Source organism: Streptomyces sp. NPDC097107 (genome assembly GCF_044762405.1).
GTDB lineage: Bacteria > Actinomycetota > Actinomycetes > Streptomycetales > Streptomycetaceae > Streptomyces > Streptomyces thinghirensis.
Genome location: NZ_JBIWEF010000014.1, coordinates 175,533 through 188,274, shown reverse-complemented (window position 1 = coordinate 188,274; position 12,742 = coordinate 175,533). Strand labels below are relative to the sequence as shown.

General features: G+C 71.9%; 12 protein-coding genes and 1 pseudogene. 7 read left to right on the top strand and 6 right to left on the bottom strand.

All coding sequences use genetic code 11. From position 1 onward, the window contains the following. From ACIQ1J_RS29945 to rarD, 3 genes and pseudogenes are all read left to right on the top strand, one after another. A pseudogene (locus tag ACIQ1J_RS29945) lies at positions 1 to 108 on the top strand (2-oxoacid:ferredoxin oxidoreductase subunit beta); the annotation flags it as partial. 189 nt (positions 109 to 297) lie between these two features. Continuing rightward, entirely contained in the window at positions 298 to 1,152 is an 855-nt protein-coding gene (locus tag ACIQ1J_RS29940; protein ID WP_403561687.1) for an SDR family oxidoreductase, read from the top strand. A gap of 141 nt (positions 1,153 to 1,293) precedes the next feature. Then, the gene (rarD, locus tag ACIQ1J_RS29935; RefSeq protein ID WP_403561685.1) at positions 1,294 to 2,361 is read left to right on the top strand and encodes an EamA family transporter RarD; all 1,068 of its coding nucleotides are present in this window, start codon (positions 1,294 to 1,296) and stop codon (positions 2,359 to 2,361) included. A 29-nt stretch (positions 2,362 to 2,390) separates the two neighbouring features. On the opposite strand, the gene ACIQ1J_RS29930 is transcribed toward rarD, so the two are convergent. Next, a complete protein-coding gene (locus ACIQ1J_RS29930) occupies positions 2,391 to 3,035 on the bottom strand; it encodes a CGNR zinc finger domain-containing protein (protein WP_403561707.1) in 645 nt (214 codons plus the stop codon). A 36-nt stretch (positions 3,036 to 3,071) separates the two neighbouring features. Between ACIQ1J_RS29930 and ACIQ1J_RS29925 the strand changes: the two genes are divergently transcribed. Next, positions 3,072 to 3,542 carry a VOC family protein gene (locus ACIQ1J_RS29925; protein WP_403561683.1) on the top strand — a complete coding sequence of 157 codons (471 nt, stop codon included), beginning with the start codon at positions 3,072 to 3,074 and terminating at the stop codon, positions 3,540 to 3,542. A 207-nt stretch (positions 3,543 to 3,749) separates the two neighbouring features. Further along, on the top strand, positions 3,750 to 4,709 hold the full coding sequence (locus tag ACIQ1J_RS29920) for a M28 family metallopeptidase (RefSeq protein ID WP_403561682.1): 960 nt from the start codon (positions 3,750 to 3,752) through the stop codon (positions 4,707 to 4,709). Positions 4,710 to 4,742: 33 nt separating this feature from the next. Here ACIQ1J_RS29920 and ACIQ1J_RS29915 read toward each other — a convergent pair whose 3' ends face one another. Continuing rightward, the gene (locus tag ACIQ1J_RS29915; RefSeq protein ID WP_403561681.1) at positions 4,743 to 6,062 is read right to left on the bottom strand and encodes a tetratricopeptide repeat protein; all 1,320 of its coding nucleotides are present in this window, start codon (positions 6,060 to 6,062) and stop codon (positions 4,743 to 4,745) included. Positions 6,063 to 6,289: 227 nt separating this feature from the next. Between ACIQ1J_RS29915 and ACIQ1J_RS29910 the strand changes: the two genes are divergently transcribed. Beyond that, positions 6,290 to 6,862 (top strand): DUF6668 family protein, encoded by a 573-nt coding sequence (locus ACIQ1J_RS29910; RefSeq protein WP_403561679.1) that lies wholly within the window; start codon positions 6,290 to 6,292, stop codon positions 6,860 to 6,862. Positions 6,863 to 6,951: 89 nt separating this feature from the next. Continuing rightward, a complete protein-coding gene (locus ACIQ1J_RS29905; RefSeq protein ID WP_403561677.1) occupies positions 6,952 to 7,554 on the top strand; it encodes a flavodoxin family protein in 603 nt (200 codons plus the stop codon). Positions 7,555 to 7,604: 50 nt separating this feature from the next. On the opposite strand, the gene ACIQ1J_RS29900 is transcribed toward ACIQ1J_RS29905, so the two are convergent. The 4 genes from ACIQ1J_RS29900 to ACIQ1J_RS29885 form a co-directional block, all read right to left on the bottom strand. Next, positions 7,605 to 8,573: an ABC transporter permease gene (locus ACIQ1J_RS29900; RefSeq protein ID WP_403561675.1), complete on the bottom strand. Its 969-nt coding sequence runs from the start codon at positions 8,571 to 8,573 to the stop codon at positions 7,605 to 7,607. Next, positions 8,560 to 9,546: an ATP-binding cassette domain-containing protein gene (locus tag ACIQ1J_RS29895; RefSeq protein WP_403561673.1), complete on the bottom strand. Its 987-nt coding sequence runs from the start codon at positions 9,544 to 9,546 to the stop codon at positions 8,560 to 8,562. Before ACIQ1J_RS29895 ends, ACIQ1J_RS29900 begins: the two co-directional genes overlap by 14 nt. Positions 9,547 to 9,644: 98 nt before the next feature. Continuing rightward, positions 9,645 to 10,901 carry an outer membrane lipoprotein carrier protein LolA gene (locus ACIQ1J_RS29890; RefSeq protein ID WP_403561671.1) on the bottom strand — a complete coding sequence of 419 codons (1,257 nt, stop codon included), beginning with the start codon at positions 10,899 to 10,901 and terminating at the stop codon, positions 9,645 to 9,647. A 244-nt stretch (positions 10,902 to 11,145) separates the two neighbouring features. Then, positions 11,146 to 12,156 carry a polyprenyl synthetase family protein gene (locus ACIQ1J_RS29885; protein WP_403561669.1) on the bottom strand — a complete coding sequence of 337 codons (1,011 nt, stop codon included), beginning with the start codon at positions 12,154 to 12,156 and terminating at the stop codon, positions 11,146 to 11,148. Between the last annotated feature and the right edge of the window lie 586 nt (positions 12,157 to 12,742).

Sequence of the window (12,742 nt, the reverse complement as noted above, 5' to 3'; positions counted from 1 at the left end):
TACGACACCCTCATGACCGACCAGCTCGACACCGCCATCGAACACAACGGCAAAGGCGACCTCGCCACCCTCCTCACCGGCAACGACACCTGGACGGTCGTCGGCTGAGACCGGCGGCGGCACACGGCTTCGAAGAGGCCCGGGCGGAAACGTCCGGGCCTCTTCGTATGCCGTTCGAGCTCAGACTCACGTAGGGCTTACCCAGACGTAAGTACCTTACTTTGAAGTGGGCACTTTCTTTTGGTTAGCGCAACTCCTAGGGTTGTGGCATCGCACCCCACAAGGAGTACTGAAACCATGAGCATCGTCGTCACCGGAGCCACCGGACACCTCGGCCGCCACGTCGTGCGGCAGCTACTGGAGAAAGTGCCGGCCGACCAGGTCACCGCGGTCGTCCGGGACCGCGACAGGGCAGCCGATCTCGCCGCCCGCGGCGTACGGCTCGCGGTCGCCGACTACAACGCGCCCGAGACCTTCGACGGCCTTTTCGCGACCGGCGACCGGGTGCTGCTGATCTCCGGCAACGAGTTCGACAAGGGCCGCGTCCAGCAGCACACGGTCGTGATCGACGCGGCCGAGAAGGCCGGTGTCGCCCTGCTCGCCTACACCAGCGCCCCCAGCAGCCTCACGGCCGCACTCGCCGACGATCACCGCGCCACCGAGGAGGTACTGGTCGGCTCGGGTGTGCCGTACGTGCTGCTGGGCAACGGCTGGTACCACGAGAACTACACCGAGCAGCTCGCCCCGGTCCTGGAGCACGGTGCCGTCGTGCAGGCGGCCGGCGAGGGCCGGATCTCCTCCGCCTCCCGCGCCGACTACGCGGCCGCCGCCGTCGCCGTACTGACCGGCGAGGGCCACGAGAACACGGCGTACGAGCTGGGTGGCGACGTGGCCTGGAGCTTCGCCGAGTACGCGGCCGAACTGAGCCGGCAGACCGGCAAGGAGATCGTCTACAACCCCGTCTCCACCGAGACCTACACCGGCATCCTCACCGGCGCCGGGCTGCCCGGGCCGCTGGCCGCCGTCCTGGCGGGCGTGGACGCCGCCATCGAGAAGGGCGAGCTGGCCGTCTCCACCGGCGACCTGTCCCGCCTGATCGGCCGCCCGACCACGCCGCTCGCCGAGGCCGTCGCCACCGCGCTCAAGAGCTGATCCTGACCGCCCGCCTTCACGACGCCCACCCTGCCTGTCATGACCGTATGGCGATACGGGCATGACAGGAGGCCGGGTGCGGCGCTACCTTCGTCGTGGCATGCGTCCGTCCGGCATGCCGAGTGCGAGAAGGAGGTGCCCGTGGCCGGGTCGTCCAGGAGTGAGCAGCGAATAGGCCTGCTGAACGGCTTCGCGGCGTACGGGATGTGGGGGCTCGTCCCACTGTTCTGGCCGTTGCTCAAGCCCGCCGGGGCCGGGGAGATCCTCGCCCACCGGATGGCGTGGTCCCTCGTCTTCGTCGCCGCCGCCCTGCTCGTCGTACGCCGCTGGGCCTGGGCCGGCGAGCTGCTGCGGCAGCCGCGCAGACTCGCCCTGGTCACCGTGGCCGCCGCGGTCATCACCGTCAACTGGGGCGTCTACATCTGGGCGGTGAACAGCGGCCATGTCGTCGAGGCCTCCCTCGGGTACTTCATCAACCCGCTGGTCACCATCGCGATGGGCGTGCTGCTCCTGAAGGAGCGGCTGCGGCCCGCGCAGTGGGCGGCGGTCGGGACCGGCTTCGCGGCCGTGCTCGTCCTCACCATCGGCTACGGCCAGCCGCCGTGGATCTCCCTCTGCCTCGCCTTCTCCTTCGCCACGTACGGCCTGGTGAAGAAGAAGGTCAACCTCGGCGGCGTCGAGTCGCTGGCGGCCGAGACGGCGATCCAGTTCCTGCCCGCGCTCGGCTACCTGCTGTGGCTGAGCGCGCAGGGCGACTCCACCTTCACCACCGAGGGCGCCGGACACGCCGCCCTGCTCGCCGCGACCGGCGTGGTCACCGCCATCCCCCTGGTCTGCTTCGGCGCCGCGGCGATCCGCGTGCCGCTGTCCACGCTGGGGCTGCTGCAGTACCTGGCCCCGGTCTTCCAGTTCGTGCTCGGCGTCCTCTACTTCGGCGAGGCCATGCCGCCCGAGCGCTGGGCCGGCTTCGGGCTGGTGTGGCTGGCGCTCGCGCTGCTCACCTGGGACGCCCTGCGCACCGCCCACCGGACCGCCCGGACTCTCAGGGCGCAGTTGGACCGAGCGGGCGACGGCGTGACGCCGGTCAAGGGGAGCGCCGCGCGGGAGCCGGGAAGCGCCGCGCGGGAGTCGGGAATCGTGGCCTCCGGAGTGCCGTCCCCTGGTTCCACCGGGTCCGAACAGCTCGACACGGCGACAGGGAAGCCGTAACGGCCCGGTCGCCCCGCCGCCGTCCTTCGTCAGCCCTTGTCGGGCGCCCGCCGCGCGCGGTGTGCCCGGGCCTTCTCCCGGTTGCCGCAGTGCTCCATCGCGCACCAGCGGCGGCGTCCCGGGCGTGAGGTGTCGACGAAGAGCAGACGGCAGTCGTGGGCACCGCACTCCCGGATGCGGCCGGCGTAAGGGCCGGTGAACAGCTCGATCGCGTCACGCGCGACCGTCGACAGCAGGCGGGCGCCCGTAGCGCCGGGGACCCAGGCGCGGGTGCCGTCCGCCTCGATGCGCGCGACGAGTGGGGGCTCGGCCGCGGCGGCGTTGACGGCGTCCAGGTGGTCGGGCTGGAGCGGACGCCCGTGCGCGCGGTCCGCCGTGAGCAGGAAGAGGGCGTCGCGCAGCGTCCGGGCCCGCTCCACATCGCTCCGGTCCACGGCCAGATCCAGTCCGGCCGGCAGGCGGCTGCGGTCGGCCCAGGCGGCCAGGTCGGCGGGCTCGTGAAGCACCTCCCAGCGCGCGTAGGCACCCGGCCCGCCCGTCGTCAGCAGTTCGAGGCAGAGGGCGCCGGGATCGAAGCGGTACGGCTTGCCCTCGTGCGACCACAGCGTCAGCCCTGGAGGGCCGGCTGAACCGGGTGGTCCGGGTGCGTCGGGAGGACGTTTCGGCGATTCCATTGCCCGCTCACTCATGTAACCAATATAACTGGTTACATGACATCGACCTCCGGGCCGGACCCTGTTCACTTCAAGATCGTCATCGACGCCACCGCCCCGCACGCGCAGGCGGACTTCTGGGCCGCCGCCCTCCACTACGAGGTGGAGGACAACAGCGCACTCATCGAAAAGCTGCTGGGCTTCGGGGCCGTACCGGCCGAGCTGACCGTCGAGTCCCACGGCCGCCGCGCCTGGCGGGACCTGGCCGCCGTACGGCATCCCGACGACCCCTACCAGGAGGAGAGCGGCAGTGGGCTGGGGCGGCGGCTGCTGTTCCAGCGCGTACCGGAGGCCAAGACCGGCAAGAACCGGCTCCATCTCGACCTGCACCCGGGCGAGGGCCGGCGCGAGGCGGAGGCCGCCCGGCTGGAGGCGCTGGGCGCGAGCGTCCTGCGACAGGTGAAGGAGCCTGGCGGGGAGTGGGTGGTGATGTCGGATCCGGAGGGGAACGAGTTCTGCGTCCACTAGGCGCGATCTCCACGACCTCCACGACCTCCACGACCTCCGCGACCTCCGCGACCTCCGCGCCGACGCCACCAGGGGCCTCCGATATACGCGACACCGTGGCCGAATAGCGGTCTTGACGGTGGGTCAGTACCGGACCCACCATCCAGGCACCCCATTCACTGTGGAGTCCCCTCCCCAGGGATTCCCTAGGAATTCGGAGCCCCCCACATGAAGCCCCCCCACTGCGGGCGTGCACTGACGGCCGGTGCCGTCGCGGTCGCCACGCTGATCACCGGCGGATCGATGGCCGGCGCCGCGCCAGCCACCGAGCGCCCCACGTCCGCGGCCGCCGCCGCGCCCGACATACCGATAGCCAACGTCAAGGCCCACCTGACACAGCTCCAGTCGATCGCCACGGCCAACGGCGGCAACCGCGCCCACGGCCGCCCGGGCTACCAGGCCTCGCTCAACTACGTGAAGGCCAAGCTGGACGCGGCCGGGTTCACCACCACCGTCCAGCGCTTCACCGCCTCCGGCCGCACCGGCTACAACCTGATAGCCGACTGGCCGGGCGGCGACGCCAATCAGGTTGTCATGGCTGGGTCACACTTGGACAGCGTGTCCTCCGGCCCGGGCATCAACGACAACGGCTCCGGCTCGGCAGCCGTCCTGGAAACCGCGCTCGCCGTCGCCCGGTCCGGCCACCAGCCCGCCAAACACCTGCGGTTCGCCTGGTGGGGCGCGGAGGAGCTGGGACTGGTCGGCTCCCGCTACTACGTCAACAGCCTCGGCTCCACGGGCCGCGCGAAGATCAACGGCTACCTGAACTTCGACATGATCGGCTCGCCCAACCCCGGCTACTTCGTCTACGACGACGATCCCACCATCGAGAAGACCTTCAAGGACTACTTCGCCGGCCTCGGCGTCTCCACGGAGATCGAGACCGAGGGCGACGGCCGCTCCGACCACGCGCCCTTCAAGAACGCCGGCGTCCCCGTCGGCGGCCTCTTCAGCGGCGCCGACTACCGGAAGACATCCGCGCAGGCGGCCAAGTGGGGCGGCACCGTGGGCCAGCCGTTCGACCGCTGCTACCACTCGTCCTGCGACACGACCGCCAACATCAACGACACGGCCCTGAACCGCAACAGCGACGCCATCGCGTACGCGATGTGGGAACTGTCGCAGTAGGGCCGACGCGCCGCCTCGCCGGGGCCCGCCCGGTCAGCCGGTCCCGGCAGCGCGGGCACGTTCGGTGAGGCGGCCGATGCGGCTGCGGGCGGACTCCAGTTGTTCGGAGTCCTCCGCGGCCGGTCCCTCCTCGGCGGCGAGTTCGCTCCACAGGCCGACCAGCTCGTGCCCCAGCTCCAGACCCCGTGCCGGGTCCCGTACGGCGCGCCAGGCGGTGGCAGCGCTCTGGACGTTGCCGTACGCGGCCTCCGCGTCGCCCGCGCGGCGGTGTATCCCGGACAGGTCGAGGGAGAGGCGGAAGGCGCGGTCGGGGTCTCCTGACAAGTAGGCGATGTACGCGGTGAGTTCGCGGAGCCGAAGGACCTCCGGGTGCTCCGGCCCCAGCGTTCCCGAGGCTTCGGCCACGGTCTGCTCCGCCAGTTGGGCGGCCGCCTCCGTCCGGCCTTCCTTGACGGCCTCGTTGATGCGGGCCGTCGGCTCCGCGAGGAGCGCGGGGGCGGTGGCATCGCCGGGTGCGGTGAGCGGTTCGTCCCCGAGCACGGCCTCGGCCACGGCGTCGAATCCGCGGGCGGGGGTGGGGGTGGGCTTGGGGTCGGGGCCGAGGTCGGCGACCGACTCGGGGACGAGTGGCGGCTTCGGAACGGTGACCGGCCCGGGGGCGGCGACGGAGGCAGCCCCAGCCCCAGCGACCGCCCCAGGCGCACCCCCGGCGACCGCCCCAGGCGCACCCCCGGCGACCGCCCCAGGCGCAGGCAGCGGTGCCGCGCCGTCGCGGGCGCCGGTCGCGGATGCGCCGTCCATTCGGGGCGGCGGACCGAACTCCCCCGTCGGCGGCGCCACCGTACCGGGTGCCGTACCCTCGGCCGGTTCCGGCAGGGCGCGCAGCGTGAACGCCGGCGCGGACTCGCCGGCCGGCGCCTGCTGCGACTCGGGCACCGGCGGGAGGCGGAACGTCGGGGTGCTGTCCCGTACCGGCTCCACCGTCCGCAGAACATGCGTGTGCTGGTCGCGTCGTACGGCCGGTTCCTCGGGAGCCGTCGGAACCGGCTCCGCGGCGAGATGGCTGGAGCCGTCCGGGTCGACCCGGATCGGGACGGAACAGCCGATGCGCTCGTCGTGGATCGTGGCGAGGACGGGGTGACCGGCGGCGAGGGCGAGGCGGTGGAGGCGGTTGAGGACGGCGTCCTGGATCTCCTCGCCGGGGGCCGCGACGACCACTGAGCCGTCGACCGAAGCGCTGCGCGCGCCGGAATCGGCCACCGGCACGCGGACGTCGATCGGCGTCGCCGCAGGGGTGGGCGAGCGCTCGGCGCCCGCGTGGTCCCGCTGCTTCTCGCGGCCGAGTCGAGACATCGTTCCCCCACTCATCTGCGGCTTCCGTCGGCGGTTTCGATTCCCTGCCGTCCAGAGCCTGTCATGCCTGTCGTACACCTGCTGTCGAGTCTCTCCGCTCGCTCGCGATTCTCACGTCACCGGGGTGTCACAGGCTCGCTCCAGGAGGTCACACCCGTATCGGCGGGTCGATACGGGCGGGCGCCCGGGGGGCGTGACACGGGAGGGGACCGGGCAGGCGGACAGGCATGCGAGAGGGACCGGAGATCTGGATCCGCGGACCGGTGGCCCTGCCGGAGCCGCTCACCCCGCCGCCGCCCACGCCAGGACGGCCCGTCCGGACGCCGCCCGCCCCGCCACCACCCGTCCCAGGACGGCCCGTCCCGGCGCCCCCGTACTCGGAGCCGCCCGCCCCACGGCGTGTCTCCTGGGTCGGCGCGCACGGCGGCGCCGGTGTCTCGACGCTCGCCGCCGTGTACGGCGGTCAGGACTGCGGACGCGGCTGGCCCGGCCCCGGCGACCCGCCGTCGGTGCTGCTCGTCGCCCGTACGCACGCGGCCGGGCTGGCCGCGGCCCACCGTGCCGTGGCGGCCTTCCGGCAGGGCCAGGCTCCGGCGGGGCTCGATCTCGGCTCCGTCGTTCTCGTCGCGGACGCGCCCGGGCGGCTGCCCCGGCCACTCGCCCAGCGCGTGAAGCTGCTCGAAGCGGCCGTGGACGTCCATCGCGTTCCGTGGGTCCCTGCCTGGCGCCTCGGCGAGACGGACGGAAGTCCTCCACGGGGCACCGGCCCCCTGGTCCGCCTCACCGGGCGGGTGCGCTGAGCCACTCGCACACGATGGACAGATGCTTGCGTGTGCATATAATGCATGTGCTGGTATCCGCGCACGGCAACCATCCAGGGGGACCTCTCATGACCCGCCACTACCTCTTCCTGCTCGGCAGCAGCCGATCCGGCGGCAACACCGAACTGCTCGCCCGCCGCGCCGCCGAACAACTGCCTACGGACGTCGAGCAGCGGTGGATCGACCTGGCCGAGCACCCGCTGCCCGATTTCGAGGACCTGCGGCACGACAGCGACCACGTCCGCCCCACCGAGGGAAGCGCGGGCCTGCTCCTCGACGCCACTCTCGCCGCCACGGACATCGTGATCGCCTCACCGCTGTACTGGTACTCGCTGTCCGCCCCGGTCAAGCGCTACCTGGACTACTGGTCCGGCTGGCTGCGCACCCCCGGCCTCGACTTCAAGGCGGCCCTGGCCGGCCGCACCCTGTGGGGCGTCACCGCGCTCGCGCACCGGGAGCGGGAGGTCGCCGATCCGCTGATCGGCAGCCTGAGCAACTCGGCGGCCTACATGGGTATGCGTTTCGGCGGGGTACTGCTGGGCAACGGCAGCAAGCCCGGTGACGTCCTGAAGGACACCGAGGCGCTGGCAGGCGCCAAGACCTTCTTCGCGCAGGAGGCGCCGCTCGCCCGTTTCCCGTACGAGCAGACGGGCACCGTGCCCGCAAGGTGATGTCCGTGGCCCACGAAGTGATGCCCGTGCCTGCGAAGTGATGCCCGTGCCTACGAGGTGACGTCCTTCGCCGTGAACCGCGCCCAGGCCGCCGAGCCGAACACTGCCGCGTAGAGCGCCTGGAGGCCGAGGTTCTTCACCAGGTCGTCCCAGTAGACCGGTTCGCGCATCAGGTCGGCGAAGGACAGCCAGTAGTGCGAGAAGAAGTACGGCTGGAGCGCGTCGAGCTGCGGGATCTGGTCGAGGATCTGGACGGTGATCAGCAGCCCCACCGTGGTCGCCATCGCCGCGATGCCACTGCCGGTCAGAGTCGAGACGAACAGGCCGAGGGCCGCGACACCGACGAGCGAGGCGGCCACGACCAGGGCGATCAGCAGGGCGCGGCCCAGGCCCTCGGCGTAGGTGATCCGGGTGCCGGAGATGGTGGTCAGTTCACCGACCGGGAACAGCAGCGCCCCGACCGCGAGCGCCGAGACCGCGACCACCAGGGTGGCGGCGAGGCAGAAGGCGATCACCGTGGCGTACTTGGTGAGCAGCAGCCGGGTGCGGCCGGCCGGGGCGACCAGGAGGTAGCGGAGCGTACCCGCGTTCGCCTCGCCCGCGATCGCGTCGCCCGCGACGACACCGACGGCCATCGGCAGGAAGAACGGGAGGGTCGCGGCGATCGCGGTGAAGACCAGGAACAGGCCGTTGTTGCTGATCTGCGAGATGAACGCCGGTCCCTCGCCGCCACCGCCTCCGCCACCGCCTCCGCCGAACGACGCCCCGTCGCTCGTCTCGATCTTCACGGCGATCCCCACCAGGACCGGCACGGCGGCCAGCACGCCCAGCAGGGCGAGGGTGCGCCAGCGCCGGAACGTGATCAGCAGTTCGCTGCGGAGCAGCCCGAAGGACCACAGCGGACTCGGGGCGCGCACCGCGCTCGGCACCTCGGCCCGCGACACCCCTGCCCGCGGCGCCTCAGCCTGCGGCGCCTCAACCTGCGGTGACTCGGCCCGCGACGTGTCAGCCCGCGACATCGAAGCCCTCCCCGGTGAGCGCCACGAACGCGTCCTCCAGGGAGGCACGCTCCACTGAGAAGCCTCGGACGCGGACACCGGCCGCGACCAGGGCGGCGTTCAGGTCGGCGAGGTCGCGGTCCGGTGGCTCCGCCGTCACCCGGTCCTCGGCGACGACCACGTCCCCGGCCCCCTGCTCCTTCAGCACCCTGGCCGCCTCCCCCGCGTCCGGCGTGGTCACCACCAGCCGGCCGCGCGCCCCGGCCGCCAGGTCGGCGACCGCGCCCTGGCTGATCAGCCGCCCCTGCGCCATCACGGCGGCGTGCGTGCACACCTGCTCGATCTCGTCCAGCAGGTGAGAGGAGAGGAAGACGGTGGTGCCGTCGGAGGCCAGTTCGCGCACGAGCGCGCGGATCTCGCGCATGCCCTGGGGGTCGAGCCCGTTGGTCGGCTCGTCCAGGACGAGCAGGCGGCGCGGCTGGAGCAGCGCCGCGGCGAGCCCGAGGCGCTGCTTCATGCCGAGGGAGTACGCCTTCGCCTTCTTGCCGGCGGCGGCCGCGAGGCCCACCCGGTCCAGCGCCCCAGCGACGCGCTCTCGCCGGGTGCGCGGGTCGGCGGCCGGGTCGGCGGCGTCGTAGCGAAGGAGGTTGTCGCGCCCGGAGAGGAAGCCGTACAGGGCGGGGCCCTCGATGAGGGCGCCGACCTGGGGCAGTACGGTGCGGGCCGCGCGCGGCATGGGCCGGCCCAGGACCCGGGCGGTGCCCGAGGTGGGCTCGATCAGGCCCATCAGCATGCGGATGGTGGTGGTCTTGCCGGAGCCGTTCGGGCCGAGGAAGCCGAAGACGCTGCCCGCCGGGACGGTCAGGTCCAGACCGTCGACGGCGAGCTGTCCGCCGCGGTAGCGCTTGGTGAGCGCCCGGGTGGCGATGACGGCGTCGTCCGCGCCGTCCCCCTGGTCCGGGCTCTCCGCTTCCGTGGCGGACGCTTCGGCCATCGGCTCCCTCGCTTCGTCGTCGTGGCTGCTCCGTGCTGATGCCCGGCGTCGGGCGTCCGGCCTGGCGCCCGACGCTGACGCCCGACCCGACCTGGCGCCTACTGGGCCGCGTCGGCCGCCTTCACCAGCGCGTCCTTGTTGACCGCACCGGCGTAGACCTTGCCGTCGTCCGTGATCAGGGCGTTGACCAGGCGGGTCTTGAAGACCGTGCCGGAACCGAAGTCGCCCTTGACCTGGTCGCCGAAGGAGCCCAGGAAGCCGCCGAGGTCGCCGCCCGCGGAGGCCGTGGGCAGGCCCTGGCCGCCGGTGTCGAAGGTGGCGATCGAGTTCCAGCCCTCGCCGATCACCTTCGGGCCGCCCGTGCCCTTGAGACCGTCCGTCCCCTTCGGGCCGTCCGTCCCCTTCAGGCCGTCCGTCTCCTCGGCGAGGCCGCCCTCGGCCCCCCGCCCGTGCTCCGGCGCCTCCTCGGCCTCGGTGACCTTCGCGCCCTTGGGCGGGGTGAAGTCGAACGTCGACGCGTCCGGCTTCGCGAAGCTGACCTTGGTGAAGCCCGCGTCCACGACGGCGGCGCCGCCGCTCGACGGGGTCAGCGTGAACTTCAGCGGCATGCCGGTCTCGGCGTCCACCGCGACGCTGACGGCGCCGACCGTGGAACCGTCCTGCTTGGGCTTGATCACCAGCCGGTACGCGTCCCGCCCGGCTACCTGCGCGGTGCCGTCGACGGTCACGGACGTGGTGTCGTCGACCGCCTTGAGGGCCTGGTCGGCGAAGTCCTTCGGGGTGGCAGGCACCTCCTTCTCCGGCTGCTCGGCGCTGCCGGACGTGGTGGCGTGGTAGACCTCGTTGGACTTGCTGTCGTAGCCCCAGACGTCCTTGCCGTCGTGGATCAGGCTGTACTCGGCGGCGTTCTCCAGCAGCGACAGCTTCTGCCGGTCGGGGCCGTCGGCGGCGACCCGCAGCGTGTGGGTGCCGGACACCAGCTCGGTGAGCTTGGCCGACGGGTCGGCGGCGGAGCCGTCCTCGTCCCCGCCCGAACCCGGGCCGCCGGACATGCCGGACATCAGGCCGCTCTCCAGGCCTCCGAGGTCCGGCAGACCCAGGTCGGTGCTGATCTTGACCGTGCCGGACAGCTGCTCGACGTCCGACTTGGCGATCTTCTCTATGAGCTGCTCCGCCGTGACCTTCGGGAGGTCGGGGTCCCCGGAGTCGGCGAGCGCGGGGACGAGGCCGATCGTCGCGGCCGCCACTCCCATCACCGCGACCGGGACGACGTACCGCGCGGCCCTGCGCCGTCCGGCGCGCAGCTCCTCGCCCTCCCCGGCGGTCGTGTTGTCGTCGGAATCGATCGGTGCCATGTGTGCCCTACCTCCGTCGTCGGCGGCGGCTGTCTCACGACCTCGCGCTCGTTCACCCGTGAGCCGCCATTCTCACCCGAATCGGTGAGGATTGGTGTTTCCGTGGTGTCCATCTGACCAAATCGGCCAGGCGGAATCGTCAGACCGCGGGCTCAACTCCGCCTACTCCTGCGGGATGACACGGAGGGGTCGCGTCTCCCCCGGCCCGTAGGGGGCGAGGTACACGGCGGAGTACGCCGGGCACTCAGCCGGCCCGGTGCACCACGGCGTCGCACAGCTCCACCAGCGCGGACTTCGCCTCGCACTCCTTGAGCGGGGCCAGCGCCGCCCGGGCGTCCTTGGCGTACCGCACGGTGTCCCGCCGCGCCTGCTCCAGAGCGGGGTGGGCGCGCAGCAGCCGCAACGCCTCCGCGTGGCGCGCGTCGCCGCTCAGGTCGGAGTCCAGCAGCTCGCACAGGGCGATGTCCTCGGCGAGCCCCAGCCGGGCCGCCCGCTCGCGCAGCCGCAGCACCGGGAGGGTCGGGATACCCTCGCGCAGGTCGGTGCCGGGCGTCTTCCCCGACTCGTGGGAGTCGGAGGCGATGTCCAGGACGTCGTCCGCGAGCTGGAAGGCGACGCCGAGCCGCTCGCCGTACTGGGTGAGCACGTCCACGACCGTCTCGTCGGCGCCGGACATCATCGCGCCGAACCGGCAGGAGACCGCCACCAGCGAGCCCGTCTTGCCGCCCAGCACGTCCAGGTAGTGGTCGACCGGGTCCCGGCCGTCCTGCGGCCCCGCCGTCTCCAGGATCTGGCCGGTGACGAGCCGTTCGAACGCCAGGGCCTGCACGCGGACCGCCTCGGGACCGAGGTCGGCGAGGATCTGCGAGGCGCGGGCGAACAGGAAGTCGCCGGTGAGGACCGCGACCGAGTTGTCCCAGCGGGTGTTGGCGCTGGGCACGCCGCGTCGCACCGCGGCCTCGTCCATCACGTCGTCGTGGTACAGGGTGGCGAGGTGGGTCAGCTCGACGACGACGGCCGAGGGCACGATCCCGGGGGCGTGCCGGTCGCCGAACTGAGCGGAAAGCATCACCAGCAGCGGCCGGAAACGCTTACCGCCGGCCCGCACCAGATGCTGGGCGGCCTCCGTGATGAACGGCACCTCGCTTTTGGTTGCCTCAAGCAACCCTTCCTCGACCGCAACCAATCCGGCCTGGACATCGGCTTCCAGAGCCTGGTCCCGCACGCTCAGCCCGAACGGCCCGACGACGGTCACGAGGGGTCTCCTGTCTGCTGGTGTCTACTGGCGATTACCTGGTTTGTCGATAGGTCGCTGCCACCACTCAAGTCAGCGTATCCGGTCACCTTTCGATCACCGCTAGCGCCCACCGTTACAGGCCGGTCGGTATCGGATCATGCACGGTATGTTTTTGATCAGGTGATATGAGCAGATATTGATCGCCATCACCAGGCGCCGGAACCCGCCTCCGAAGATCACGTCACCTCTCCCAACGGCCCGCACTCCGAATACGTCACCCGCCCGGGTCACCTCGATCCCGCCCCGAACGGATGCCCGCACAGCACACGGAAACACCGGCCGGGACGGGGTCGGAGACGAGGGACTCGCGGCGGCCGGTCCACCCGACCGCCGGCTGGAACCCGAAGCCCGTCCCGCCCACGGGCGATTGACTCCAAGTTGACCCTAATGCCCGATTTGCCGCCCTTGTTGAAGCGGGTGAGTTGGCTCACTTCGCCCCGCCTGTAGGCAACCCTGCCGCCGACTGCGCCCTCCCTTTGCCCCGCAAGCCAGTTGAGGCTTGGCAGCCGCAAAGGATCAAGCACCCCAAACACCTCAGACCAAG

Bases quoted from the DNA above. Each gene is read 5' to 3' on its own strand.
- ACIQ1J_RS29925 (WP_403561683.1), top strand. From the start codon at position 3,072: ATGACATCGACCTCCGGGCCGGACCCTGTTCACTTCAAGATCGTCATC.
- ACIQ1J_RS29910 (WP_403561679.1), top strand. From the start codon at position 6,290: ATGCGAGAGGGACCGGAGATCTGGATCCGCGGACCGGTGGCCCTGCCG.
- ACIQ1J_RS29900 (WP_403561675.1), bottom strand. From the start codon at position 8,573: ATGTCGCGGGCTGACACGTCGCGGGCCGAGTCACCGCAGGTTGAGGCG.
- ACIQ1J_RS29890 (WP_403561671.1), bottom strand. From the start codon at position 10,901: ATGGCACCGATCGATTCCGACGACAACACGACCGCCGGGGAGGGCGAG.
- ACIQ1J_RS29940 (WP_403561687.1), top strand. From the start codon at position 298: ATGAGCATCGTCGTCACCGGAGCCACCGGACACCTCGGCCGCCACGTC.
- ACIQ1J_RS29915 (WP_403561681.1), bottom strand. From the start codon at position 6,062: ATGTCTCGACTCGGCCGCGAGAAGCAGCGGGACCACGCGGGCGCCGAG.
- ACIQ1J_RS29895 (WP_403561673.1), bottom strand. From the start codon at position 9,546: ATGGCCGAAGCGTCCGCCACGGAAGCGGAGAGCCCGGACCAGGGGGAC.
- ACIQ1J_RS29930 (WP_403561707.1), bottom strand. From the start codon at position 3,035: ATGGAATCGCCGAAACGTCCTCCCGACGCACCCGGACCACCCGGTTCA.
- ACIQ1J_RS29920 (WP_403561682.1), top strand. From the start codon at position 3,750: ATGAAGCCCCCCCACTGCGGGCGTGCACTGACGGCCGGTGCCGTCGCG.
- ACIQ1J_RS29905 (WP_403561677.1), top strand. From the start codon at position 6,952: ATGACCCGCCACTACCTCTTCCTGCTCGGCAGCAGCCGATCCGGCGGC.